At 43.5% G+C, this 24784-nt stretch carries 23 protein-coding genes and 1 riboswitch; of the genes, 12 read left to right on the top strand and 11 right to left on the bottom strand.

All coding sequences use genetic code 11. From position 1 onward, the window contains the following. Positions 1–85 precede the first annotated feature (85 nt). The 3 genes from J5X92_RS19930 (at position 86) to J5X92_RS19920 (ending at position 1847) form a co-directional block, all read left to right on the top strand. The gene (locus tag J5X92_RS19930) at positions 86–394 is read left to right on the top strand and encodes a hypothetical protein (RefSeq protein ID WP_013783051.1); all 309 of its coding nucleotides are present in this window, start codon (positions 86–88) and stop codon (positions 392–394) included. Between the two features lie 204 nt (positions 395–598). Next, positions 599–1558, top strand: a complete 960-nt coding sequence (locus tag J5X92_RS19925) for a DnaJ C-terminal domain-containing protein (RefSeq protein WP_013783052.1) — start codon at positions 599–601, stop codon at positions 1556–1558. Beyond that, positions 1551–1847 (top strand): chaperone modulator CbpM, encoded by a 297-nt coding sequence (locus tag J5X92_RS19920; protein WP_013783053.1) that lies wholly within the window; start codon positions 1551–1553, stop codon positions 1845–1847. Before J5X92_RS19925 ends, J5X92_RS19920 begins: the two co-directional genes overlap by 8 nt. 7 nt (positions 1848–1854) lie before the next feature. Here the strand turns inward: J5X92_RS19920 and J5X92_RS19915 are convergent, their stop codons facing one another. Then, the gene (locus J5X92_RS19915) at positions 1855–2775 is read right to left on the bottom strand and encodes a LysR substrate-binding domain-containing protein (protein ID WP_208806372.1); all 921 of its coding nucleotides are present in this window, start codon (positions 2773–2775) and stop codon (positions 1855–1857) included. Positions 2776–2909: 134 nt separating this feature from the next. Between J5X92_RS19915 and J5X92_RS19910 the strand changes: the two genes are divergently transcribed. After that, on the top strand, positions 2910–3143 hold the full coding sequence (locus tag J5X92_RS19910; RefSeq protein WP_208806371.1) for a hypothetical protein: 234 nt from the start codon (positions 2910–2912) through the stop codon (positions 3141–3143). Positions 3144–3172: 29 nt separating this feature from the next. Here J5X92_RS19910 and J5X92_RS19905 read toward each other — a convergent pair whose 3' ends face one another. From J5X92_RS19905 to J5X92_RS19885, 5 genes are all read right to left on the bottom strand, one after another. Then, positions 3173–3904 carry a glycosyltransferase family 25 protein gene (locus tag J5X92_RS19905; RefSeq protein ID WP_158306757.1) on the bottom strand — a complete coding sequence of 244 codons (732 nt, stop codon included), beginning with the start codon at positions 3902–3904 and terminating at the stop codon, positions 3173–3175. Positions 3905–4016: 112 nt separating this feature from the next. Next, a complete protein-coding gene (locus tag J5X92_RS19900) occupies positions 4017–4565 on the bottom strand; it encodes a YaeQ family protein (protein WP_126871575.1) in 549 nt (182 codons plus the stop codon). A gap of 287 nt (positions 4566–4852) precedes the next feature. Next, on the bottom strand, positions 4853–6877 hold the full coding sequence (locus J5X92_RS19895; protein ID WP_208806370.1) for a RecQ family ATP-dependent DNA helicase: 2025 nt from the start codon (positions 6875–6877) through the stop codon (positions 4853–4855). A gap of 69 nt (positions 6878–6946) precedes the next feature. Next, positions 6947–7906: a YihY/virulence factor BrkB family protein gene (locus J5X92_RS19890; RefSeq protein ID WP_126871577.1), complete on the bottom strand. Its 960-nt coding sequence runs from the start codon at positions 7904–7906 to the stop codon at positions 6947–6949. A 125-nt stretch (positions 7907–8031) separates the two neighbouring features. Continuing rightward, on the bottom strand, positions 8032–10644 hold the full coding sequence (locus tag J5X92_RS19885) for an excinuclease ABC subunit UvrA (protein WP_126871578.1): 2613 nt from the start codon (positions 10642–10644) through the stop codon (positions 8032–8034). Positions 10645–10841: 197 nt separating this feature from the next. Between J5X92_RS19885 and J5X92_RS19880 the strand changes: the two genes are divergently transcribed. From J5X92_RS19880 to J5X92_RS19870, 3 genes are read left to right on the top strand one after another with little or no spacing between them, the layout of a single operon-like run. Then, positions 10842–11342 carry a MarR family transcriptional regulator gene (locus J5X92_RS19880; protein ID WP_126871579.1) on the top strand — a complete coding sequence of 167 codons (501 nt, stop codon included), beginning with the start codon at positions 10842–10844 and terminating at the stop codon, positions 11340–11342. Continuing rightward, entirely contained in the window at positions 11342–12406 is a 1065-nt protein-coding gene (locus J5X92_RS19875) for an HlyD family secretion protein (RefSeq protein WP_126871580.1), read from the top strand. Before J5X92_RS19880 ends, J5X92_RS19875 begins: the two co-directional genes overlap by 1 nt. Positions 12407–12416: 10 nt before the next feature. Further along, entirely contained in the window at positions 12417–13466 is a 1050-nt protein-coding gene (locus tag J5X92_RS19870; protein ID WP_013783063.1) for a DUF2955 domain-containing protein, read from the top strand. Positions 13467–13516: 50 nt separating this feature from the next. On the opposite strand, the gene J5X92_RS19865 is transcribed toward J5X92_RS19870, so the two are convergent. The 3 genes from J5X92_RS19865 to J5X92_RS19855 form a co-directional block, all read right to left on the bottom strand. Then, positions 13517–13717, bottom strand: coding sequence for a hypothetical protein (locus J5X92_RS19865; protein ID WP_013783064.1), 201 nt, complete (start codon positions 13715–13717; stop codon positions 13517–13519). Positions 13718–13751: 34 nt separating this feature from the next. Then, positions 13752–13991, bottom strand: a complete 240-nt coding sequence (locus J5X92_RS19860; RefSeq protein WP_013783065.1) for a hypothetical protein — start codon at positions 13989–13991, stop codon at positions 13752–13754. A 217-nt stretch (positions 13992–14208) separates the two neighbouring features. Further along, positions 14209–16770 carry a TonB-dependent receptor gene (locus J5X92_RS19855; protein ID WP_126871581.1) on the bottom strand — a complete coding sequence of 854 codons (2562 nt, stop codon included), beginning with the start codon at positions 16768–16770 and terminating at the stop codon, positions 14209–14211. Positions 16771–17280: 510 nt separating this feature from the next. Between J5X92_RS19855 and J5X92_RS19850 the strand changes: the two genes are divergently transcribed. Further along, positions 17281–19095 (top strand): DUF885 domain-containing protein, encoded by a 1815-nt coding sequence (locus J5X92_RS19850; protein ID WP_013783067.1) that lies wholly within the window; start codon positions 17281–17283, stop codon positions 19093–19095. Positions 19096–19273: 178 nt separating this feature from the next. On the opposite strand, the gene J5X92_RS19845 is transcribed toward J5X92_RS19850, so the two are convergent. Further along, on the bottom strand, positions 19274–19987 hold the full coding sequence (locus J5X92_RS19845) for an alpha/beta hydrolase (RefSeq protein WP_013783068.1): 714 nt from the start codon (positions 19985–19987) through the stop codon (positions 19274–19276). Between the two features lie 423 nt (positions 19988–20410). Between J5X92_RS19845 and J5X92_RS19840 the strand changes: the two genes are divergently transcribed. The 4 genes from J5X92_RS19840 (at position 20411) to J5X92_RS19825 (ending at position 23570) form a co-directional block, all read left to right on the top strand. Next, positions 20411–21145: a glutaredoxin gene (locus tag J5X92_RS19840; RefSeq protein WP_013783069.1), complete on the top strand. Its 735-nt coding sequence runs from the start codon at positions 20411–20413 to the stop codon at positions 21143–21145. Positions 21146–21454: 309 nt separating this feature from the next. Continuing rightward, positions 21455–22006 carry a type 1 glutamine amidotransferase domain-containing protein gene (locus J5X92_RS19835; protein ID WP_013783070.1) on the top strand — a complete coding sequence of 184 codons (552 nt, stop codon included), beginning with the start codon at positions 21455–21457 and terminating at the stop codon, positions 22004–22006. Between the two features lie 74 nt (positions 22007–22080). Further along, positions 22081–22773 (top strand): SDR family oxidoreductase, encoded by a 693-nt coding sequence (locus J5X92_RS19830; protein ID WP_013783071.1) that lies wholly within the window; start codon positions 22081–22083, stop codon positions 22771–22773. A 272-nt stretch (positions 22774–23045) separates the two neighbouring features. Beyond that, positions 23046–23570, top strand: a complete 525-nt coding sequence (locus J5X92_RS19825) for a DUF305 domain-containing protein (RefSeq protein ID WP_013783072.1) — start codon at positions 23046–23048, stop codon at positions 23568–23570. A gap of 284 nt (positions 23571–23854) precedes the next feature. Here J5X92_RS19825 and J5X92_RS19820 read toward each other — a convergent pair whose 3' ends face one another. Continuing rightward, positions 23855–24415, bottom strand: a complete 561-nt coding sequence (locus tag J5X92_RS19820; protein ID WP_013783073.1) for a manganese efflux pump MntP family protein — start codon at positions 24413–24415, stop codon at positions 23855–23857. A gap of 41 nt (positions 24416–24456) precedes the next feature. Continuing rightward, positions 24457–24598: riboswitch (yybP-ykoY riboswitch) on the bottom strand. Between the last annotated feature and the right edge of the window lie 186 nt (positions 24599–24784).

Genomic DNA, 24784 nt, shown 5'->3' with positions numbered 1-24784 from the left:
ATTAGCTCTGCTTTCTTGGTATTTATCTAGGTTTTCGTTTAAGTTTAGCGTCTGCGAACGTTAGCCCCTAAGATGGACCCTATCGATGAAAAAACTTTCTAAAGTGCAAATTAAACAACAAGCACTTGTCCTTGATGTCGCGAACATGCTTGAAGAGCAAGGGCGCGCTGAAATTCCTGGCATGGTGCAGTGCTGGTTTGATATGAAATACGAGATGTTCCCAAGTTCTTTATTACTGCGCTTTCAGTTTGAAGATGAACAATCCTTAGCCGCCGCGGAACCGGAATTATTAAAATGGCGAAAGCGATTAAGCGCCGCCATGGTGAAAAAAGGGGTTATTCTAAAAGATATGCGAAGACACCTGGTCTTTACTGTAGAAGGGCCTGATGATTAAATCAGGTTTGCGTTTTTTGTGCGGGTCACATTGCATTAGCCCCCTTCATTTTTAGCCTAAATTGAAGCCAAACTTCCTATACAACGTTAATCATAACCTTCCCCGTTTTTTGCAGTCCTGACGATATTTGATCAATATCAAACGATACTTTATCGGCATCCGCTATATTAAGTACTTTATAGTCACTACGCTGAGCATCATTGAATGGAATTTAAAGATTATTATCAGATCCTTGGTGTTAAAGAAGATGCTGATTTAAAGGAAATAAAAAAAGCCTATCGTAAGCTTGCCCTAAAGCTGCACCCAGATATGCAGCCTGACAGTAATTCCGATGAAGAATTTAAAGAATTAGTTGAAGCTTATGAGGTGCTTAAAGATCCGCAGCGCAGAGCTGAATATGACGAATTGAAAAAATATGGTGCTACTTCACACGATAATTTTCAACCGCCACCAGGCTGGCAGAGCAATAATGATTTCAATGGTGCTCACACTGGCGGGGACTTTTCAGACTTTTTTAATTCCGTATTTGGCGGTGGTTTTAATCAGGGGCCGCGTAGTCATCAAGCAGATGATTTTTCAGGGTTTAGCAATCACGGCCAAGATGCTGAGATTGAAGTGCCAGTATTCCTTGAAGATTTGTTTTCAGAAGCGCCAAAAACAATTCAGTTTTCGGTACCATCACTAGAAAACGGCCAGATAAAACACGTCAATAAAACCCTTAAAGTTAAAATACCAGTCGGCGTGGTTGACTCAGAGCGGATTAGGCTTAAAGGCCAGGGTGGCAAAGGGCAGGGGCAAGGTAGAGATGGCGATCTCTATTTACACATACGTTTAGTACCGCACCCATTGTTTGATGTTGAAGGGCATAACCTTGTTCTAACTGTACCTGTTTTACCGTGGGAAGCAGCACTGGGATGCAAGGTTGAAGTGCCAACGTTGACCGGCAAAATTAGTTTAAATATCAAGCCAAATAGTCAAACAGGCCAAAAATTACGGGTTAAGGGTAAAGGGCTTAAAATGAAAACCGGCGTTGGCGATATGATTGCAGTTTTAAAAATCGTTATACCAAACACATCCAGTGATGAAGACAACGTATTATGGCAACAACTAGCGGAATTAAAACACGACGACCCTCGCTCACAATGGAGTAAAGAAAATGGTTGATACGCTGCTAGTAATATCATTCGAAGAACTTTGCCAAGTTGAACGGTTAAACCAAGAATTGATAGTTGAAGTTATTGATTACGGGATAGCTGAACCTGTTTCTGGCGACGATAAGAACGACTGGATGTTCGATACCAGCAGTGTTCGTTGGGTCAAAAAAGCCATAACGCTATATTCTCAATTAGAGTTGGATTGGGTAGCGGTAGCGATGATTGTTGAGTTACTGAAACAAAAAGAAAAGCTGACGGAAGAAAATGAATATCTTCACCGTCGGCTAACGCGGTTTTAACCTGTTTTTACGTTTGTAGTGCTTCATGGTTTGCCATTTTTTCTGTAAGCCACTCACAGAAATGCGCTATGCGTTGTTGTTTTGGTGAGTTCTTTAGATATACAAAATGAGATTTCCAGCGCACTGGATGGGGAATATCAATGGGTACCACCAATTGCCCTGATTTCAAATACTGACCAATCATAACATCAGAAGCTAACATAACACCCTGGCCTGCCAGTGCTGCGCTAACGGCAAGATCGCTCGAAGATACCACCGTCTTTCTTAGTATCTTATTTGAAAGATTAATTTTGCTGTGTTCAAAGTATGCTTCCCAACTTGCTTTCTCTTCTCCTGCAAGTGCGAGTAGGCGTGCCCCCAACATGTCTTTAACGCTATGCAGCTGCATTTGAGTTTGAAACTCAGGGGAGCAGGCGGGCACTACGCCATTTTCACCGAACCTTTGTACAATAAGGCTGTCATCCTTGGCCGCTGTGCTAGAGGTTGAGAAGCGAATGGCGATATCAATATCACCTTTATGTAAGCTTTCAATGCGATTAGATGCTTGAATATTAATATTTATGGTGGGGTACTGATTAAAAAACTCGAATAAGTTGGGCATAAGCCACAATGCACAAAAAGCCTGAGTGGAGGTAACGGTTAAACTGCCTTCCAAGGGCTCTTCATGTACTTGATTCAAACCACTTACGATTTCACTAAAGCCCTTCTCACAGGATGCATAAAGCGTTCTGCCCGGCCCAGTTAATAGCATTTTTCTCGACTGCCGCCGAAACAGGCTAACGCCTAAATTAGACTCTAGCTGCCGCATTTGTTGGCTTACCGCGGCTTGTGAAATATACAACTCTTCTGCCGCCTTGCTGTAGCTTTGATGCCGGGCGGCTACTTCAAAACAAAGCAGGTTATTCAGCCATCGTAATCGTTTGTCCATTGATCATTATTATATAAGTTCAGCTTATCTCTTAAGTTAGTTTTTATCGTTGGTGAAGTAAAGGGTTAATCGCGACACTTACGTTACCGAATGAGGAAAAACTTACGAAATTATGTCGAAAAGGGATTGGCGAAATGAACATGAAAACGAGCAGGTTTGGCGCATGCTTTAGCGCGATAAAAATCAACATGACTAAATTTGTGATTGGTAATTCTCGCGCTGGCAGCACACGTTCAATCGTGGGTGAACAGCCTATAATGGCTAATAAAGAAATGTCAGAAGAAAACAATGGAAGTGGTACTAAAAAAAGTATGTTGTCAGAAATGGGAGATAAGTTGTGCTTATCAAAGTGGAGTGCATTTAAGTGAGGGTATTTAAGAGAGTGTTTAGGCTTTTCTCAATGATTTAAAAACCAAAAATTGAGGCAGAAATGTTTAAAAAGGTGAGCCTGGAATTTTATTAGATTAAAAACTTTCACAACAGGGTTCCCACTTACACTATTTCTTCTACCAAATTGGTCAATGTCGCTATGTAGCTTTCTTGTTTTAAACGGGTAAGGCTTAATACCTAAAGCTTTTATTTTATCTACTGCTAACCATTGAAGTTCAACGTCCAAGGGCCTAGAAAAAGATTCTGTATATTTTAGCAACTTTTCAGCGCCACTATAGGAAATGACTTGTGCAGAAGCGCCAATAGGTAATTTATTATATTTGACCACAGAAACACCTTCAGACATGAAGACGGTTGTCGCAGAACGTTTCTCATGCACTTCGTTAAGGTTTATGTAGTCCCAAGGCTCGTTGATTTTATCTATTACTTTATCTAGTTGTTGAAAGCTATGCTCGAACATCACATCGTCTTCTAGTACTACGGCGAACGCTAGCTTGTGCTCGACAATAAAAGACCAGGCTTTTCTGTGGCTAAGAAAGCAGCCGATTTCCCCTAAGGTTAATTTTTTATAGTAATTTAGCTTGTTAGCACGCTTTGAATATCCTTGGTGCATAACATTATCTGACGAGCCTTTAATTGCCGTTATGACTGAAAATTCAGCTGAATAGTGTTTTGCGCTCTGCGTAAACAAGTTGAGTCGGTCGATGGACTCCGGCAAGTTAATTAGTAGTATTTTCACTTGGATATATATATAGAAGAATCATAACCAATCATGTTATTAGGTATTTATTGCAACATTATGTCGGCCAGAACAGCATCTAACGGCTATCTATTCGGCACCGTTAGAAAAATTACAAATGCTTTTCAATTTCCACTTCTATACATTCGCTCTTGCCAGCGCTTTCGATAGTTAGCCAAATTTGGCCATCTTGCACCGTTACTTGCATTTGCATTGAACGGTCTACGGCATTAGCTAACGAGGTAGAAAGGCTTTCTGGCAAGGTGAAAACCGATAAGTTCTTTCTTGTGCGTAGGCTGTTTTGTTCTTTCTTCCACCAAGCATCGAAGCTGTTATCTGCGTAAGCATAAATCATCATCTGCTGGCTTTGATTGCAGCCTTTTTTAATGCGTTGTTCGGACGGTTGGCCCAACTCAATCCACAGTTCTATTACGTCGCTGAAGTCCTTTTGCCAAATGTCTGGCACTTCGTCGTCAGATAACCCTTTTGTAAACTGCAGCTGTTCATGAGCATTCACAATAAAAGCAACAATACGAAGCATCATACGTGCATCGTTTTCAGAGGGATGACGAGCAATCGTTAAATTGTGCTCATTGTAGTAATTGCGATCCATATCGGTAATTGATATATCCGCTTTAAAAATGGTTGCTTTAAGAGCCATGGTAATCCTGAGTATTTTGCTGAGCGCGTTATGTAAGGCCTAACGCTAGTCTTATTAATCTTTATACTTATCTTTATGTAGCGCCCGCACTATTGTTATTTGGTGCTAGCACTTTTAGGTAGCGTTTTTATGCAAGTATACGAATTGGGCGGCGCGGTGTTACTGCGACACGGTGATACTGCGACACGGTGTAACTGAGACTCGGTGTAACTGATACACGATGTAACTGAGATTATATGCCGCGCATATTTGCCGCGTAGAGTAACAGATATTAGGGATAACAGGTATTAAGGCCTAGCACCTTCATCTAAAATCTCGCTAACAACGGCTTTCACATCCGCATATCTGCAAAACTCGCAGCTGCCAAACCCTGCAACTTGCCTTACTTTTAAACGGGTAAATAAAGGCATGGTCATGGCGGTTAAAAAACGGCAATAGATAGATTCAGTGATGGTTTCGTTAAACTTACCTTCAAGGTGAGTATTAAGGGCAGCCATCGCCTGGGCTACTTGTTCTTTATCTGGCTGGGGGATAGGCGTTGAATAGTCTAATTTGGCCACTTTACCATTGCACACACTGCAGTGGCCGCATTCTTTTGGCGCCTGTTGGTCATCAAAATACGCCGATAAGTTATAGTTTAAACAGGTGTTAAGCTCGAAGAACCGTACTAAGGCGGCAATACGTTTTACTTCTTTACGTTCATTTTCAGCAAAATAGTGGGCGAGGTTTTCGGCTAGGCTATTGGGTGAATCATCTGCTAACAGTGCTTGCTGATTAACCTCATATACATCGGTAATTAACCGCGACGCTAGCTCGATATGATTGTGTTCGTGTAAATATTCTAATGCCGTTACTACTCTTGCGCGTTCAGCCCCGTAGTGCTCAAAAATACTGTCGAAATTCACTACGCCCCATACTTTTTTCATATCGGTATGGGTGAAGACGGCGTTTAGAAAATCGCTTCGCTCTTTGCTAAATAGGTTGAGAATGTCGGCTTTGTCGGTATTAAAACGGTATTTGAACTCAGCAAAATAGGCGTATAAAGGGCGAATAACCTTGGCGAGTTCTAGTTGTACTAGCAAGGTTTTAAGCGGTAGCTGACGAATATTGCTTAAGGTCGACAAGCTATTTATTTGGGTTTCCCATTGATACGTACCGCCACTTGCGCCGCCGTGTGAGGCACTAGTACTTTGCTCAGGAGCTTGACTGGCAATGTCTTTAATTACCCGTTCAATAGCGGATTTGTCTGGCGTATCGCCATAAACAAAGTTTTCAATAGTCACTAGGCCATCTAGGTTGGCCAGCACAGTGCAGTTTGCGTTTTGTCCGTCGCGGCCACCTCGACCAATTTCTTGGCTGTAGTTCTCGATAGACTTGGGTAAGTCGTAATGTACAACAAAACGAATATCAGATTTATCAATGCCCATGCCAAAAGCAATAGTGGCCACTACCACTTGTAGCTTGTTCACCATGAAATCTTGTTGAATGTTTTGGCGAATATCGCTGTCTAGTCCGGCATGATAAGCGCTTGCTGCGACCCCATTTTGTTTTAAAAACCGTGCGACTTGTTCGGCGGTTTGTTGCAACGTTACATATACAATACCCGCGCATACAATACCCGCGCCTTGCTGGCGCTGAAGTTCTTCCAGTAAGGCTTGGTTTTTATTCTTCTCAACAACCGGCAGTACATTCAAATTAAGGTTGGGCCGATAGAATCCCGTTTGAACAATATTATCTGTCGCAATATTAAACCGACGTGCCATATCAAGCTTCACTTTTTTAGTGGCCGTCGCAGTCAGCAGTAACACTAAGGGAATGTTTAATTCTTGCTGATAGGCTGGTAGTTTCAAGTAATCAGGACGAAAGTTGTGCCCCCATTCAGAGATACAGTGGGCTTCATCAATTACTAACATTGAAACTTGAATCGACTCTATAAACTGCCTAAAACGTTCGTTCTTAAAGCGCTCTACCGACACCATGAGTATTTTGCATTCACCAGAACGTACGTCGTTCATGACTTGCTTATTTTGTTCAGCGGTTAGTGTTGAATCGATGCTGGCGGCAGCTATGCCTTTACTATGTAAAAAGGCGAGCTGATCTTTCATCAATGCCAACAACGGCGACACTACTAAGGTTAGATGTGGTAGTTGTGTTGCTACAAATTGATAGCACAGCGACTTACCTGAACCCGTGGGAAATATGGCAAGTGATGAGCGCTGATTAAGCAGACTATCTACAACCTCTTGCTGACCACTACGAAACGATGGAAATCCAAAGAGGGTTTGTAACAATGAAGAGTAGTCTGTGGTCATTAAGCTGCACATTCCTGTATTTAATTAGGGGTATGATACCGCAATTAAGCAGGTGCATATTACCTCAATTTATCTATTCTCTTTCAAATCTTCCGGCGTATTATCAGCCACCACGGCATCTCGTTCACCCATAGGCTTGTCTTCACCCACGGTACTGTCTGCGGTAGTTTGAAGCTCGATTGACGAGTTTACTTCAGCGCCAATAAGTATGATGTAGGCGCTTAAGTACAGCCACATGAGTAGAATGATAATGCCACCTACCGAGCCGTAGGTTTTGTTGTAGCTGGCGAATTCATTCAAATAAATAGAAAAGCCATAAGATGCAGCAATCCATAATAAAGTGGCGAACAACGACCCCGGTGTAACCCATCGCCACTGTGCTGAACGTCTATGAGGTGCGTAACGGTATAGTGCAGAAAGTCCAATATTAAAGAGCAACAGCAATACAGGCCAGGTTATCCATGAAGCTTGCTTGAAGCTTATTAAGCCGCCAGAAATCCAACTTATTAATTCCGGAAGAACCGTAATGCAAACTAGCGCAACAATGACGGTGATTATCATGCAAATGGTGCCAGTTATGCGGGCAATTAAGCCTTTAAAAAAGCCTCTGCCATTGTCTTCGATATAGGTAATATTGCATGCGGTAATAAGTGCGTTGGCCCCTTTACTGCTACTCCATAATGATAAGAAAAGCGTTAGGAAGAAGCCCCATCCCAAGGCTGAGCTGGATTTTTGAGTAAGGTTTTTAAGTTGTTCTTCAATAATATAGCTGCTGTCGCTAGGCACTACGTTAACCAGCAAGGCCATATGATTTTGTAACTCTTCGGGTGACACCATTAAGCCATATAAGGAAATGGTGGCACCAAGAAGCGGGAATATCGCTAGTAAGCAGTAAAACGCAACGCCCGCGGCGATAAGAGGGATATTATGGCTTTGGATGTTGGTAAATGTACGTTTAACAATACTCCACCAGTTTTTTAGCGTTAACCCCAAAGCAGACTCTGCCTGAGTAGATTGCGTTGTGCTCATGTAATTCCGTTCACGTTACTTGTCTATGGGTTTATACAGCGCAGAGAACAAGTAAGATTACAAAAAAATACCTGCTAGTTCATTTGTTGTTACAGTTAACACGCGCGATAACCTGTTTAACGCTATTAACGTAGCGTGATAAAGGGGGCTGTTTTACTCTTATTGCATTTCGCAACTTCAGCAGGCGTGCCTTTAGCCACTATGTTTCCTCCAGCATCACCCGCACCTGGGCCAATATCTATAATGTAATCACTAGATGACGCAACTTGCATATTGTGCTCTACCATTACCACGCTGCTGCCTTCATCTACCAATGTATTTAAGTGTTTCATTAATAACGAAATATCCGCAGGATGAAGCCCGGTAGTAGGTTCGTCTAGTACGTAAAGGGTGTGTTTTTTGTCGGCTCGTTTTAGCTCGGTAGCCAGCTTTATTCGCTGTGCTTCTCCCCCTGAAAGTTCGGTGGCGGGTTGGCCTAATCGTAAGTAGCCCAAGCCCACTTTCACCAGCGCATCAAGCGCACGAAAAACAGGGGCTTCATTGGCGAATAGGTTATGTGCCTCTGCAACACTTAGCGACAGTACATCGGCTATCGATAATGAATTCCAGGTAACGTCTAATGTGTCTTGGTTGTAGCGTTTTGTATCGCAAACCGGGCACGGGGAATACACCGATGGCATAAAGAGTAATTCTACCGATACAAAGCCTACCCCCTCGCAGTTGGCGCACCTTCCTTTGGTGGTGTTAAACGAAAATCGACCTGCATCGTAGCGTCGTTTTTTCGCTAATGGTGTGGCGGCGAATAGTTTACGCACATGGTCGAATAGCCCTGTGTAAGTCGCTAAATTCGAACGGGGCGTTCTGCCAATGGGGGATTGGTTTACTACGACTAATCGCTTTATTTGTTCGGCATCGCTTGCTTTGTCGTCTGGGCTGTAACCCTCAATGCCACCTTCACTGCCACTATTAATATTGCTGCTATCTATATAGCCGCTAGCTGGTTGCTCTTCGTTGCTTTCCAGCAACGTGGCTTCGGTAATAACTGCTGCAGGGTTATTGCTAGCGGCGCTTTTGCCAGCAGAGCTATTAGTAGTAGCGTTTTTATCCGGCGCTCTGCTAGTGCCGAGTGACGCTTTCACTAACTCCACCAGTGCATGGCTGACTAAGCTCGATTTACCCGAGCCTGATACGCCGGTTACTGTGGTAATAGTGCCAAGGGGAAACGCGCAGTCGATACTATTAAGGTTGTTTTTAGTAATGGCTTTTAATGATAGCCAGCCTTTCGGGGCACGGTTGTGATGCTTAAGGGCCAAAGCGTTATTGAAAAGATACTGTGAGGTTATTGAATTCGATGCTTTTTCCAATGCATCGACAGGTCCGCTATATACCAACTCACCGCCGTTTAAGCCTGCATTGGGGCCTATATCCACAACCCAGTCAGCGTGTTTAATGACACGGGGATTATGCTCAACCAAAAATACGCTATTGCCTGCTTCTACTAGCATATCAAATGCGTCTAGCAATGCGGTTACATCGTTCGGGTGCAGGCCAGACGATGGCTCATCCATAATATATATCACGCCAAACAATTTCGATTTTATTTGGGTGGCTAGCCGTAACCGCTGTAATTCCCCGGCTGAAATCGACGTGGTGCTCCGCTCTAACGAAAGATACCCCAATCCGAGTGCAATAATGGGTTTGATACGAGCAGCTATGTCTTTAGCAATGTTTTGAATAACCAGTGCCCGTTCGTTGTTTTGGGCTTCGGCTGTTTCAAGTAGCGTATTCAAATGTTCTACCACGTCGCTCAACGAAAGTTGAGAGAAGGCGGATATGTCTAGGCCGCAGAGCGTAACGGAAAGTGAAGCCTGTTTAAGCTTTTTCCCATGGCATTGTGGGCACGTTGAAACAGCAAGATATTGCGCGACTTTTTGCTTTATCTTTTCTTTTTGAGAGGTTTTGAAGGTTTCAAGTACATAGCGTTTAGCGCCAATAAACTTACCGTTATAGCTGGCGGGTTCGCCTTCTTCCCTCGCGGCTTGGGTCTGCGCCAAGTTGTAATTTCTGTAGACCGGTACTTGGGGTGTATCGTCGGTGTATAAAATCCATTCTCGCGTAGATTCGGGTAATTCCCGCCAAGGTATATCGACATCAATATCTAACGACAGTAGAACCCGCACTAAATTTTTACCTTGCCACGCGCCAGGCCAGGCAGCAATGGCTCCTTCACGAATGGTGAGGGTAGGGTCGGGCACCAGTTTGTCTTCGGTTACATCAAACACAGTGCCAATGCCATGGCACTTCTCGCAGGCACCCTCAAAGGTATTTGGCGAGAAGCCATCGGCGTAAATAATCTTTTGATTTACGGGGTAATCACCTGCACGGGAATACAGCATACGCAGGCTGTTTGAAATGGTGGTGATACTACCTACCGATGAACGAATTGAAGGCGTTCCGCGGTTCTGATGCAGCCCAACTGCGGGTGGCAGGCCCTCGATACTATCTACATCGGGCGTTTCAATTTGATCAATCAACCTTCTTGCATAGGGGGAAACCGAATCTAAATAACGATGCTGCGCTTCTGCGTACAAGGTGCCAAAGGCGAGTGAGGACTTACCCGAGCCAGAAATGCCCGTAAAGGCCACAATCTTGTTTCGCGGAATATCAACATCCACGTCTTTTAAGTTGTGAACCCGTGCACCACGAACCTGCAGAAAATTGTCGTTAGTTATTGTCATGCTTCCCTTACCATCCTTAATACTTTTCCACCTTACAAAATAAGGTGAACCTAGAATGAGTAAGCTGCATGCATTTATAACGATCATTTTGGAGGCCATAAAAAGTCACGTTTAGGAAAGGTAAATACGGCTTTTATTTATTTAGCGTGCTAAGTAATGTTATTGTAGTTAGCATGCTAATCAATTTTGAGGTGTGTATGTCTGCACAAAAGCCGTTTCACGAAACGCTAGATTTTACGCTTGTTGGAAAGATGGGCCGAGTACACCGGTTATGCAGAGAAGCTGTTACGTTAACTGTTGAGCCCTTGGGGTTAACGCAATCAAGATGGCTCGCGTTAATGCATATCAATTTAATTGGCGAAGGGGTTACCCAATTAGCGCTAGCGCAAAGTTTAGGCATAGAAATGCCTTCGCTAACCCGCACATTAAAGCAGCTTGAAGAGCTGTCGCTGATTAGCCGCCAAGTTGATAACAACGATAAGCGCAGAAAAAAACTATATTTCACCAAGGAAGGCCATGTTGTTTTGAATTCGCTAAATGAAAAAATAGCAGATGTAAAACAGCAGTTTTATGCGGGACTCACCCATGAACAGCTCGATGCAATGGCGCGGGCATTGTTGCAAATAGAGCAAAACGCCTCAGCCTGCATTTCTCAACAGGAGAAACGAGCTAAAAGTAACACAGAGGAAGATGAATAATGACGCCCGATCAGAAGTTTTCTCGCTACGTAAGGTTATCCTTAGTCAGCTTTGTGTTGATATTTATTTACTACCTCATTGCTGACACCTTTATGCCAGTTACGCCCCAAGCGCGAATTTATCACCCTGTTGTACAAGTAGCGCCTCAATTAAGTGGCGAAGTCACACAGGTTTTTGTTAGCAACAATCAAACGGTAAAAGCCGGCGACGTGCTATTTCAAATTGATAGAGGGCCTTACGACATAGCGCTAACGCAAGCAAAGTTAGCGTTAGATGATGCCAAATTACAAAACAAACGACTTGATACCAATATTAAATCGCTAGAGGCTCAAATTAAGGCTGCTAGTGCCAAGCTGCACGAGCAAAAGTTACTTCAACAACGCAGCACCGCGTTATATAAGCAACGCGCGATTTCAGAGCAAGAACTTGAGGCTATGCGGGCTAACTATGAAGCGAGTGTTGCCAATAAATCAGCCCTTGAAGCGCAGTTATCTGAAGCCTTATTGGCAAGAGGTGATTCGGGTGAAAATAACCTTACTGTTCGCCATGCCGCAAACCAGCTTGCCGAAGCCAAACTAAATTTATCATATACCCAAGTGCGTGCGCGAAATGATGGTGTTGTGTCTAACATGCAGTTACGTGAAGGGGCCTATGCAGTAAAAGGGAATCCGCTACTCGCGATAGTAACCAGCGAGACCGATTTGGTAGCCGATTTTAGAGAAAAGTCGTTAACGCACATGGCCGAAAGCAGTGTTGCTAAAGTGGTGTTCGATAGCTTACCTGGTGAAGTATTTGATGCGCATATTGATTCGTTTGAGGCCGGGGTTAGCGATGGCCAGTTAAGTGCAAATGGTACGTTAAGCGTTACCGAAACAAGTAATCGATGGGTGCGTGATGCTCAGCGTCAACGGGTTCATATTGTCCTGCAAGACAACGAAGCCTTAGTAGAAGGTATGCCAAGTGGTGCCCGTGCCACAGTTCAATTGTTACCTGAATCAACATTAGGCCAGTGGTTTGGTACGTTGCAAATTAACGCCATTAGTTGGCTGCATTACATTTACTAGCGGAGGCTAAATGTCGACAACAGTTAGCCAAGGGCCGCAGTTAGATGCCAACGGTCTGCGCCAAGCATTACGTGTAGCGGGTGGCTGTACCCTTGGCTTTGCCATCAGTAACTTGATGAACTGGCCTTATGGTATTTTCTTTACGGTTTATCCCATGTTGTTGCTGGGGTTAGTACCTGTTATTAGCAAGCCAGTGTTAAAGCAGTTCATCGCCAGCGCGGGGTTTAGCGCCTTTATTGTATTGGTATTGCAAGGGCTGTTTTCCCACATTCCAGTGGTGATGACCCTTATTGTGTTTCTATGCTTTTGTATCTTGTTCTATCAAATGAGCAGTGGCGGCGGCTTTTTGTTTGGAGCGTTAGGTGCAGTAGGGCTTTCAATACAGCTACACTTTTCAAGCTATGTAACCGGCGTAGATACTGTATACCCGTTAATAGTGAGTAACGGTGCAGCTACGCTTTTATCAATTGTTATTGCGGTTCTCATGCATGGCATATTTCCGGATGTTGCACCGCGCATACCTCGTGTTCCACCGCCTAAGGCGAAAGAAAGTATTCGTCACGAAGTGCTGTTATGTGCAAGTGTGGCAACCTTATCGTTTGTGGTGTTTCAAGCGTTGGATCTGCAAGACTCGATATCAGCTCAGGCGTCATCGGTGCTTATTCTATTTTCGCTTTGCTGGAAAGCGGCAAGTCTCGCTGGGTGGCAACGGGCTATTGGTACACTCATTGGTTGTAATTTAGCACTGCTGGCGCAATTGTTTTTGTACAATCACAGTGATTTTTTACTTTTTCCGGTGCTTGTGTTGTGGATTTTAGCATTCATTTTTAGCCGCTATCATATTTTAGGTGGCGGGATGCCGGGCATTGGGTTTGGTGTGCTAACCACGTTTGGTATTTTGTTTGGAAACTCGCTAACACCCAACCAAGATTTAGTTTACAGCGCGCTTTACCGTTTTAGCTCTGTGGCCGTAGCCATTGCCCTTAGTTTGAGTGCCGTTTACGTCATGCATCATATTTTAAATCGCTTTAGCGTTACCCGTCACCATACGTATGAATAGCAAAGTAGAATGACCAAGGGCTTGAGCCGAGTGTTTATCGAAAGCGGAAACTAACGGGTAAATAAGCCATACTTTTTTGCTACTTGGGTGCAAATGAACGTGGTCAAAAAAACGACCACAATCACCAAGAGCGTTTTAGCATTCTCTAAAGGCCAGATCATTTCTACAATCTTTACGGTGGTTACAGTGATAACAATAATACATGCCATTAAAAGGGTATAGCTTATAATCTGTTTAATATTCTTCAGCATATTGGCTCCTAATAAAGGGCCTTAGCCCCTAAAATTACTCATCAGTTGTGGATGTGGTGCGCTCGGACATCTTGTCGCCAACTTTACTACCTGCATATCCTAACCCACCAGAAATAGCACCTATAGCAGCACCAACCCAGCCACCACCACGGACACCGCCTAGAGCTCCTGCTCCCATCGATGCAGCTAATCCTGCTATGCTAAAATCGCCCCAGCAGTGCTCTGCGCACCCGCCTGATACAAGGTCTACCTCATTATTTGTAAGAACTTCCATTATTAATTTCTTCTAAAAGTGTTAACCCAAAAGTGGGAGCACTTAAAATACTCACGCTTGTTAACAAAGGTAACTGATCTTGAGAATAGTTCTTGCCGTGTAAGGAGGTTAAATACAAATTTACCGCATATAATTTTGATGGGAAAAAAGTAGAGCATAAAAATGCCGAATGTTTTCACATCCGGCATTTTTGTTGAGTTTTAACTTACAAGATTAATTAAAAGCTATAAGTCACTTTTCCGTAAACATAACGGCCCGTGAATCCATAGGGCGAGAAGCCCGAGTATGGGAAAATCATCGAGAAGGTCGTTACGTCATCAACTAAATCGCGTGTAGCTTCTGGGTAAACATCGAAGATGTTATTCGCACCAACCGATACCGCTAGGTTGTCAGTAAGGGCTACGCGAACATCTAAATCTGTGATCCACTCAGAAGGTATAATTTCGTTACGTGCTTCAATTGATGATGGGTCTTCTACTTCGCCGTATCGTGTGGTGCGCAATGTTGCATTGTAACGGTCATAAGACCAAGTTACACCAAGGTTCACTTTGCTATCTGGCGAGCTTGTCTCGAAACGACGCAGTTCTACATCGTCAAACAAGTTACTTTGATCGAAGCCTGCGCCTTGGAGCACTTCTGGCGCTTCTAAAATATCGGTCACTTCATTATCGTTGAAGTTAATACCCGCATTGAAGTTAAACGCACCAAAATCAGCTGTGTTTAATGTGTATGTAGAAACAATATCTACCCCTTCAGTACGAGAATTAATCGCGTTCAAGAAGAAGCGAGCCTGGTTAGCACCAGTGCCTTCGAGCAACGCTTCAATAGCATCACCCGATAGGTTGTTCGACAACACGATACGATCGTCAATATCAATACGGTAGAAATCTACGGTTAGGTTGAAATTGGCAGTAGGCGAGTAAGTGAAACCAGCGCTGTAGTTATCAGATTCTTCAGCATCAAGACCTGGGCTACCCAATGCCTGTGCAACATCACTTGAGGCGGCAAACGTACCCGTTTCAGTTGGCTCGCCATCCACGAACACAGTTGCAATAGAAGTAAAGTGCTGTTGTTGCAACGACGGCGCTCTAAAGCCAGTCGATATAGAGGCGCGAAGAGCCAAGGCATCAGTAATGGTTACTCGGTGTGACATTTTCCAGTTAAAGGTACTGCCAAAATCTGAATAGTCTTCATAACGACCTGCTACTGCTACGTTCCAGTTTTCTAGTACATCGGCTTCTACATCTACATAAAAGCTGTAGTTGTGACGTGTGTTTTCACCTGCTGACTCTGGCGTGAAGCCAGGGAAAACTTGTGAGCCAGCTGAGCCAAAAGGGCCATCAACAGGGTCGGTAACTACGCCACCTGGGCCAAACGTACCTTGGACATACGAGTTTTCTTCACCAGCGGTAATCTCATAGCTTTCGTGGCGGTATTCTGCACCCATAGCGAAGTTCATTTCGCTGAAGAAATAGCCTGTATCAACTAAGCGAGATGCATCAGCGTTAATAATGGTAGTGTTGTACTCCAGCTCACCCGCGTTAAAACTAGTTTGGCTTGTTGGTCCAAGCGATGTGTTCAAGCTATTCACTACGCTGTACTCTAAAGCATTGCCACCGTGGGTAAGTGACAAATCGTAGTTCCACACATCGCCGTAACCCTTAATGCCGCCTAGTACCGACATATCTTGAATATCGGTTTGAATAGATGGTAAGAAGCCGTCAGGGTAGATAGAAGTGATGTTACGGCTATCTGATGCTCTGCGGTAAAAACCGCCGCCAATAGAATCACGCGAACTAAAGCCCGCAGTACCGTAAAATTCGACACTGTCGTTAATGGCTTTACCTGCGTTTACAAACAGCGCGTAATCTTCTACTTCACCGTTACCATATACATGGTTGTAGCGGTTAACAGTGAATTCTCTTTCATCTAAATTACCATCAGCGTCACGAGCATAATTTTCGCGAGTATCGAAGTCTGAACGGTTCGACTCACCACGGTCGCGGTATTCAGCTGAAACATTTATAAATCCGTCATCGCCCCACTCAAAGCCCATATTGCCACGAAGGGTAAGGGTTTGTCCGTCGGTCAGTTCACGATCTGAACCTGTATTGATTGCAAGGTTGCCATCTGCATCGGCACTAACGCCCTCAAGGTTAGGCACGCCGTCCATTGTAGTTACGTTTGCACCGTAAGTGGCTGATACTTCACCGCCTTCGCTAGCGTCTTTCAATACAATATTGATAACACCAGCAATGGCGTCTGAACCGTATTGAGCCGCTGCACCATCGCGCAATACTTCAATGCGCTTAATCGCGTTAGCTGGTATAGCATTTAAATCCACAGCAGAAGAGCCGCGGCCCACAGAACCGTTTAGGTTAAGTAGTGCTGAAGTATGGCGGCGCTTACCATTTACTAAAACAAGCGTGTGATCTGGTGCTAAACCGCGAAGCTGTGCTGGGCGAACATGGTCTGTTCCATCAGTAACAGAAGGTTGCGGAAAGTTGAAGCTTGGCAACAACGAATTGAGGATCATGTTGGTTTCGGTTAAACCAGTGGCTTCAATAGAAGACGCATCGATAATATCGATAGGAACCGGAGAGTCATTAACAGTGCGGCCTACGCGGCGCGAACCAACAATTTGGATTTGCTCAACATCTTGCTCGTCGATGTTGGTTTGTTCTTGAGCCATTACCGACGTTGAAAACGGTATAGCCGCTATAGCACCTGCGATCAAGGAAAGCTTGAAAACAGAAGCGTTAAAATTTGCTTGTTGCATTGTGTGTTCCTGAATTTTTATAAGTGTATTTTTAAAGCGAATGAACGTTGCAGTAGCGCAGTGCTTTTGCATGCACGAGTTACACGTATTTTTGGTACGCATACTGCTGTTACTTCTTTTCTGTTGCGGGGTGCAGCTAAAAGCCGTGTTGTCTGATAAGACTTATAATTATTAGATGTGATAAACGAGTTTCGTTTATGGAGCTGAGTTAAGCACAAAATCAATTAGTCATACAATACTAAAGTTGTAAATTTTTAATAGTTTCGATGAGACGTGTATTTCAAGCGGCGGCATGTCGAATTTTCGCGATGAAGCATTTCATTTCAGAAAGCGAAAGAGGACGAAATCTTTCTATAAAGTTTTTTAACTTCTACGTATGGAAGAAATCTCTTAAATTGGCTTTGTCTTTCTTTTAATTGACTTTATTGCTTACCTGCATAATGTAGAACTCGCAAACGCAAATTTCAGCGTCTAAATTGTATAGAACAAATAACAATAACAGGGATACAGATGAAAACTTTCTTTAAATGGTTAGGCATAGGTGTGCTGGTAATTATACTGGGTGCAGCCGCCTGGGGTACACACGAGTGGAATGCTGAAAAGCCATTTTCATTTCGCGTATTTTTAGATAGAACCCTTATTCAGCAGGCATTGAAGAGCCCCCAAACGTTGACCTCAATTGGCGTGTTAGATGGTATGGGCATAAAAGGTCATAACGCCCATTTGGACGATGCCAGTTTAGCGTCTTCACAAGCCACGTTTGATGAGCTTATGCAGGTTAAAAATGTGCTTGTGCAGTATGAAGATTTGGATGAAGATCAGCAATTATCCAAAGACATCGCGCTGTACTTACTCAACACCTTAAGCGGGTTCGAAAAGTACCAATATCATAGTTACCCCTTTAACCAAATGTCAGGGGCACAGAGCAACTTTCCTAGCTTTATGGATGGGCAGCACCCGATTACCGATGTAGAAAGCGTTGATTTCTACATTAGCCGTTTAAGTGAAAGTAAGCGCTATTTCACTCAAATGCTTGAAGGGATGAAGTTGCGCGAAGAGAAGAATATCCTTCCGCCACGCTTTGTTATTCAGCGAGTCATTGACGAAATGCAGGGGTTTATCGATAAGCCAGTAAAAGAAAACATTCTGTATACCTCGGTTCAGCGCCGCATGAAAGAGTCTGATGAAATTGTTGAAGCTGACTACGACGGGCTTTTATCCAACGTTGCGACTGAAATAGAAAATACGGTTTATCCTACTTACCAAATGCTCATCGATTACTTTACAGGCCTTAAGCCAAAAGCGGGAACCGACGATGGCTTATGGCACTTAGAGGGGGGAGGCGAAGCTTATAAACTTGCCCTGCGTTTTTTTACTACCACCGATTATTCTGCCGACTATATTCACAATGTGGGTTTATCAGAGGTTGACCGTATACAAGCTGAGATTCTGGCGATATTAGCGCAAGAAAGATTTGATGTTAGCCAAGGATTTACTGCTGCAATAAATACGCTAGCAGAGGACGAACGCTTTTATTACCCAGATACCGCCGAAGGACGGGAGCAAATTCTAGCCGATTATCAAACTATTCTAGATGAAATTGACGCAGGCCTTGGCGATGCGTTTTTAGTACGCCCAGAAGCGGGTATGGAAGTGAAACGTATTCCACAGTTTAAAGAAAAAACAGCTCCAGGTGCGTATTATGAAGCCCCCGCGTTTGATGGGTCTCGCCCGGGCGTTTTCTTTGCGAATCTTTACGATATTAAAGCAACCCCTACCTACAGCATGCGAACACTTGCTTATCATGAGGGGATACCGGGTCATCACTTTCAAATTGCCATTGCAATGGAGCTAGAAGGTTTACCTATTTTTAGAACGGTCGCTCCCTTCGTGGCCTATATCGAAGGCTGGGCGCTTTATTCAGAACGCTTGGCGTGGGACCTCGGTTTTCAAGATGATCCGTTTGATAATATCGGTCGCTTACAAGCCGAGCTTTTCCGGGCGGTAAGGCTAGTGGTTGATACTGGTATCCATGCGAAACGCTGGACCCGTGAAGAAGCCATTGACTACATGCTAGCTAATACAGGTATGGCCGAGTCTGACGTAACCTCAGAAATCGAGCGCTATATTGTTATGCCAGGGCAAGCAACGTCTTACAAAGTGGGCATGATGAAAATTCTTGAGTTGCGTGAAAAAGCCAAACTAGCGTTAGGTGATAAGTTTGTTTTAGGTGAATTCCATGATGCGGTTCTGAAAAACGGGGCCGTGCCATTAGATGTACTAGAGCAAATTATCGATAAGTATATTGCCGACACGCTTAGTTAAACTGTTGATAATACCAAACTAAGCAATTGGCAGTAGGCTTGCCCGACGATTCCTATTAAAGATGGTTGTTTAACCCGGCTAGGTAAAGCCAAAGTAGCTTAATAACTACGAGGCGTTACTGCTTAGCGTAACGCCTTTTTTATAAGTAGATTTTAATAAGTGTCTGAAGGGAAACAGACTAGGTTAACCCGTTTACAAACTCCTGAATGCAACCGTTCACTGTAGCGTGTTGTTCTGCAAAGACCATATGGGTGCCATTTTCTATAATGTTTAGTTTTGCGTTAGGTAATTGGCCTAACAGGAACTCAGAATATTTCACCGGTGTCATAATATCTTTGTTACCCACAATAAGCTGTACTGGCAATGTAATGCTACCTATCTCCTGCATAACGTCAAAGTTGTCACAAGCCGTAAAGTCTTTCAGCATCACTGCGGCGCCATTGTTAATGATTGCCGAATTTACCTCAGTTCTTAACGGCTCTTGCAGTTGTTGGTTTGAAGCCAATAGGTAATCGGGGAATGCTCCGCCTCCTTCTATAAGCGCTGCGAGTGACGTAAGCAGTTGTGGCATTACTTTTAATTTAGCGCCCGCACCTATTAGCACCAGTGCTTTAAATCTACTTGAATCAAAAGTCGTTAATTCGCTTGAAGCCAGCAGAGCAGCCTGCATGGCTACGGCACTTCCTAAAGAATGACCCACCAACACCACGTCTGTTAAATCTTCTTGTTCAACGGTGTTAAGCACCCATTGAGCAATGGATTTTACATCGCATAATGCTTCGCCATCAGGGTGCCCAGGAAAATTTAAAGCAATGCTGTTGTTGAAAAACGATACTTGGTGCGCCCACACGTTATTCGTGCAACCTGAGCCATGTAAAAATACGAATGTCATCCTAAATGCCTTTTCGAGAGTTCTACTCACTCTATAACGAAAGGAATTAATATTCTACGCTCTAAACGATAAGGCCAGCAATCGATTGCGCGTTATCGCCCTACAGATTTCTCCGAGAGATACATCCGACAGATTCCCCCCAAAGAGACATATTCGATAATGCCTACAATAACCTTGAGTACATATCGGTATAGATATTGTAACGGTATTGATGAAGGTACCTAGAACCGAAGGGTTTGGGCCGTTAATTGTGAGGAATTTACAGCTTCATGAACTATTCGCGTAAGGATTTCACATGACGGATCTCTTCTCGCTATCTAATTTAGAGGCAGGTTTGAGTAAAGACGAGTTTGGCGCTTATTGCGACATTAGCTACAACCTTTTCTGTTAGCTATTGGCGCGAGTGAGACTAAGGAGAGCATGATGAGTAAAACTGCAATTTTGTACAGAATGGTGACCGATAATCATATTTGTCCGTTTGGTTTACGTTCCAAAGACTTGCTAGAGAGAGAAGGGTATAACATAGATGATCGTCCCCTCACTTCTAGGGAAGAAACCGACGCGTTCAAGGCAAAGCACAACGTTAAAACAACCCCACAAACGTTTATAAATGATGAGCGTATTGGTGGGTACGACGATCTTCGTGCTTTTTTTAATAAAGGTGAAGCAGGGCAGTCGGGTACCACCTATACCCCAGTAATAGCTATATTTTCGGTAGCTGCGTTATTAGCGTTAGCATTTCAATATACGGTAGCAGGTGCGTATTTTTCCATTCGTACTCTCATGCTGTTTATCGCGTTTTCGATGTCGCTGCTGGCAGTACAAAAACTCAAAGACCTATTCAGCTTTACTAACTCGTTTATTACCTACGATTTGCTAGCAATGAAGTGGCTACGATACGCCTATATTTACCCGTTTGTAGAGGCTTATGCTGGTATTGGTATGGTAGCTCAACTACCCGCGTTAGCGGTGGCGCCGTTCTCCCTATTTATAGGTACGGTGGGAGCGGTTTCAGTGGTCAAAGCGGTATACATCGATAAACGTGAACTCAAGTGTGCCTGTGTAGGGGGCGATAGCAACGTGCCATTGGGCTTTGTTTCGCTAACCGAAAATCTATTCATGATAGCCGGTGCTCTGCTGATGTTTTTCTATATGTAGCTGGGTTTATCCTCATGTAAAACCTTCACAAATGCTGAAAAAGTCGCATGCCAAAGGTTCCGGCTAAAGCACTATAACTTTTTGGCCTGAATGAAAGTTCAGTATAAACAAGTGATTAAGAGGTTTTGGGTGATGGTTTGGTTATTGCAGTCACAAGTTACATATATAAGTTTGTTATTGGAATTGCCAGCTTAGAAGGTGTTCCGCTGATGAGTGTTCATCCGGTTAATCTTCGTTTTTCAGCTTTGCGTTATGCAAACAACTGAATGGGAAGCGGCAATAATGTTGAGTAGAAATAGGAGTTTTACAATGAGCAACCAGCAAAATTTAGAAGGCAAAAAAATCGCTATTTTAGCTACTGATGGTTTTGAGCAAAGTGAACTGGTGCAGCCAAAAGATATGCTTACCGAGCAAGGCGCTACAGTAGAGATACTTTCAATTGATGATCAAAGCAGTATCACTGCATGGAATGAGGGGAATTGGGGTAAACAAATATCGGTAGATGCTCAAGTTTCCTCGGTATCGCCAAGTGATTACGACGCGCTCGTATTGCCTGGCGGCCAAATTAACCCAGATATCTTACGTACTAATAACGATGCGGTTTCATTTATTAAGCAAGCCCACGCAGAGCCTCGCATTAAAGCACTTGCTGCTATATGTCATGGGCCATGGTTACTGGTTGAATCTGAGCTAGCAAGAAACAGTACAGTTACTTCTTTTCCCAGTATCAAAACAGATTTAATTAATGCCGGTGCTACCTGGAAAGATGAGCAAGTGGTACAAGATGGCAAATTGGTAACCAGCAGAAATCCAGATGACATCCCAGCTTTTGTAGAGAAGATTAGTCAACTCATTGCTTAGGTTTGTAAAGTGAGAATATAAACTCACAGGTAGAATTTTAAGCGAGCAAGTAATTAGCGTTAACAGGAGTATGCATGTCTAGTCAGAAAACAGGTTCAAAGGTAATTGTAATAACCGGTGCGTCAAGCGGGATAGGCAAAGCGACTGCACAAGCACTGGTAGATGAAGGTAATAAAGTTGCCTTAATTGCCAGAAGTGAAGACAAGCTTAACGATTTGGTGGCAGATCTTGGCGAGGCTAATGCCTTTGCCGTTACTGCCGATGTGAGCGATTTCAATGATTTAGAGAAAGCATTTAGCAAAGTGGCTCAGCATTATGGCCACGTAGATGGAGTATTTGCAAATGCCGGTACAGGTGCAAAAAGTGCCGGTATTGAGAACGGCGACGTTGCTGAATGGAAAAGTATGTTAGGCGCAAACGTGAACGGCTTGCTGTACACCGCAAAGCTTGGGCTTCCTTTGCTGAAAAAGACTAAAGGTCACTTTATTCTAACAAGCTCGGTGGCAGGGCGTATTGCTTTAAAAGGCTCGGTTTATGGCGCAAGTAAATGGTTTGCCTACGGTTTTGGCCAAAACTTAGCGGAAGAAATGAGAGAGTGGGGCGGTAGATGTACCACAATTTGCCCTGGAATGGTGAACACCCCTTTCTTCGATGAGCCCAAGGAAGACAAACTTCAGCCCGAAGATATAGCAAAGTCGGTTGTGTTTGCCCTTTCAGCTAACGATTCGGCCTGCGTACGAGAAGTGTACGTTATGCCAACATCGTAAATAATGTAACAGGCTCAATTGCCTACAAGTTCGCAGTAGGCATATAGCAGGGGATGTAAGAAATCCCCTGCTATATGCATTGATGATTCAAAGTTTTCACAAGTTTGTCGTTACATTTGCCTCCACTCTTATCTACTCAATCTTCGGTCAAATCCGGAAGTGGAATTTGGGAGTTGAATTTGACAGTTGAATTTGGCAGTTCAACAAACGCCTAGCGTATTTTAAGCGAGAATGAAATTATTCAAACAGCTCAATATTGGTAAGGAATACATATGAAATATTCAAGATTTGCAGCGATGATAGTCACCTCTACCATCGTCATGTTTATCATGATGTACCTAAACACTTATGCCATTTCCCATATTTGGTTTAGCGAAACCCGTACTTATATGGCGTTGTATATGGGCGCGGGAATGGCAATCATCATGCTCTCGTTTATGTTGGGTATGTATACCAATAAGAAACTGAACGCGTCTATATTCATTGCTGCAATCGCCTTGTTTGCGGTGTGTTTATACTTAGTTCGGTCACAAGCAACTGTTTCAGATTCAGCGTATATGAAGGCGATGATCCCTCACCATTCAATTGCAATTCTTACTAGTGAACGGGCAAATATAGAGGATACTCGAGTGCGTGAACTCGCTGACAATATCATCTTAGCGCAGCGCAGAGAGATAAAAGAGATGGAGTGGCTTGTTAAGGATATTGAGAGCAACGGAAAAGTTACTTCGGCAGCTGAAGCTGAAAAGCGTTCTGTGCCGAATTTCGAGGCAAAACTAAATCCAGAGGTTAATTAGGCATGCAACGTGACTAACAATGGAGCGGGGAACACTTGCTCCGACCAATAACGACTAACGCAAGTGGGCGTACAATGCTCTATACGCTAACCGGCAGTATTCGTTAATCACTATGAAAGGGGCGAGCATGCTGTCTAGGTCGCCCTTGATTTAGTGAACTATAGATAAAGCTGAGTCTATGAAGAAGACAGTTAGCGATTACAGATATGTGCAACTACGTTAAGTAGCGGCATTGTTATAGTGTCGTATTCTAAAAACTATTGAATTCTAAAGAGTATTGAATTCTAAAGAGTGTGGGTTGCAAAAATCCACATACCCACCGAAATAAGTATGACTCCACCAAATGTCTCGGCTCGTTTGCCTATTAAAGAGCCCATTAAACTACCCAGCATAATACCTATCGTTACCATCAAAAACGTGGCCAAACCAATTAAGCCGGAGGCCGTCATGATATTTACATCAACAAATGCAAGGCTTGCGCCAACCGCCATTGCGTCTATGCTAGTACCAAACGCAGTCACACATAGCAAAATAAACGACTGCTTTTGCGTTTTACTTTCATCATCAATGGCAGGTTGAAAGCTTTCAAAGACCATATAAACGCCTAAGCCGGTAAGAATAATCAACGCAATCCAATGATCCCACGCTTCTACATAAGAAGAAGCTGCACGCCCTATTATCCAACCTACAATAGGAGTGGTTGCTTCTATTAAACCAAATGTAAAGCCGACTTTGATAGCAAAGCTAAAACGAGGATTCTTTATTTTGACACCCTTACCTATAGCGGCAGCAAAAGCATCAGTAGACATAGCAAAGGCAAGTAAAATGAGAGCAAAGATACTCATACTTCAAAACTCCGGTCAGGCAATATTGAGTCCACGATAAAACCACACGCCTGACCTTAGGGCATGGAAATATCGATGGTCTCGCCAACCAAGTGGTGTTTGTACCATGGTCATGTGACCAATTATGTTGACACAAACTTTTCCATGGATAATGGAAACAGGCTACTCCCCAACGAAGTGTAAATAATAATATAAATTTTGGAACCAAAGCAACTTGATTAAGCACAAGATTTGCTTAGTAATATTTAAGTTAGGTGGCGCGTTGCGATTTTCTCAAAAGAATAAGCGTCTACTAGGGCCTGTTGATCTTTGCTGCATATATTTCACTCAGCAGTACATGGGTAGCCACATCATCGAAAATGCCAGTGA

The organism is Alteromonas sp. K632G (assembly GCF_017653625.1).
Lineage (GTDB): Bacteria > Pseudomonadota > Gammaproteobacteria > Enterobacterales > Alteromonadaceae > Alteromonas > Alteromonas naphthalenivorans.
Note: the sequence above shows the minus strand (reverse complement) of the source record. Positions and strands in the feature narration are given on the sequence as shown.

Excerpts from the sequence above, each read along its gene's own strand:
- J5X92_RS19930 (WP_013783051.1), top strand. The coding sequence starts at position 86 with ATGAAAAAACTTTCTAAAGTGCAAATTAAACAACAAGCACTTGTCCTT.
- J5X92_RS19925 (WP_013783052.1), top strand. The coding sequence starts at position 599 with ATGGAATTTAAAGATTATTATCAGATCCTTGGTGTTAAAGAAGATGCT.
- J5X92_RS19920 (WP_013783053.1), top strand. The coding sequence starts at position 1,551 with ATGGTTGATACGCTGCTAGTAATATCATTCGAAGAACTTTGCCAAGTT.
- J5X92_RS19915 (WP_208806372.1), bottom strand. The coding sequence starts at position 2,775 with ATGGACAAACGATTACGATGGCTGAATAACCTGCTTTGTTTTGAAGTA.
- J5X92_RS19910 (WP_208806371.1), top strand. The coding sequence starts at position 2,910 with ATGAACATGAAAACGAGCAGGTTTGGCGCATGCTTTAGCGCGATAAAA.
- J5X92_RS19900 (WP_126871575.1), bottom strand. The coding sequence starts at position 4,565 with ATGGCTCTTAAAGCAACCATTTTTAAAGCGGATATATCAATTACCGAT.
- J5X92_RS19895 (WP_208806370.1), bottom strand. The coding sequence starts at position 6,877 with ATGACCACAGACTACTCTTCATTGTTACAAACCCTCTTTGGATTTCCA.
- J5X92_RS19890 (WP_126871577.1), bottom strand. The coding sequence starts at position 7,906 with ATGAGCACAACGCAATCTACTCAGGCAGAGTCTGCTTTGGGGTTAACG.
- J5X92_RS19885 (WP_126871578.1), bottom strand. The coding sequence starts at position 10,644 with ATGACAATAACTAACGACAATTTTCTGCAGGTTCGTGGTGCACGGGTT.
- J5X92_RS19880 (WP_126871579.1), top strand. The coding sequence starts at position 10,842 with ATGTCTGCACAAAAGCCGTTTCACGAAACGCTAGATTTTACGCTTGTT.
- J5X92_RS19875 (WP_126871580.1), top strand. The coding sequence starts at position 11,342 with ATGACGCCCGATCAGAAGTTTTCTCGCTACGTAAGGTTATCCTTAGTC.
- J5X92_RS19870 (WP_013783063.1), top strand. The coding sequence starts at position 12,417 with ATGTCGACAACAGTTAGCCAAGGGCCGCAGTTAGATGCCAACGGTCTG.
- J5X92_RS19865 (WP_013783064.1), bottom strand. The coding sequence starts at position 13,717 with ATGCTGAAGAATATTAAACAGATTATAAGCTATACCCTTTTAATGGCA.
- J5X92_RS19860 (WP_013783065.1), bottom strand. The coding sequence starts at position 13,991 with ATGGAAGTTCTTACAAATAATGAGGTAGACCTTGTATCAGGCGGGTGC.
- J5X92_RS19855 (WP_126871581.1), bottom strand. The coding sequence starts at position 16,770 with ATGCAACAAGCAAATTTTAACGCTTCTGTTTTCAAGCTTTCCTTGATC.
- J5X92_RS19850 (WP_013783067.1), top strand. The coding sequence starts at position 17,281 with ATGAAAACTTTCTTTAAATGGTTAGGCATAGGTGTGCTGGTAATTATA.
- J5X92_RS19845 (WP_013783068.1), bottom strand. The coding sequence starts at position 19,987 with ATGACATTCGTATTTTTACATGGCTCAGGTTGCACGAATAACGTGTGG.
- J5X92_RS19840 (WP_013783069.1), top strand. The coding sequence starts at position 20,411 with ATGAGTAAAACTGCAATTTTGTACAGAATGGTGACCGATAATCATATT.
- J5X92_RS19835 (WP_013783070.1), top strand. The coding sequence starts at position 21,455 with ATGAGCAACCAGCAAAATTTAGAAGGCAAAAAAATCGCTATTTTAGCT.
- J5X92_RS19830 (WP_013783071.1), top strand. The coding sequence starts at position 22,081 with ATGTCTAGTCAGAAAACAGGTTCAAAGGTAATTGTAATAACCGGTGCG.
- J5X92_RS19825 (WP_013783072.1), top strand. The coding sequence starts at position 23,046 with ATGAAATATTCAAGATTTGCAGCGATGATAGTCACCTCTACCATCGTC.
- J5X92_RS19820 (WP_013783073.1), bottom strand. The coding sequence starts at position 24,415 with ATGAGTATCTTTGCTCTCATTTTACTTGCCTTTGCTATGTCTACTGAT.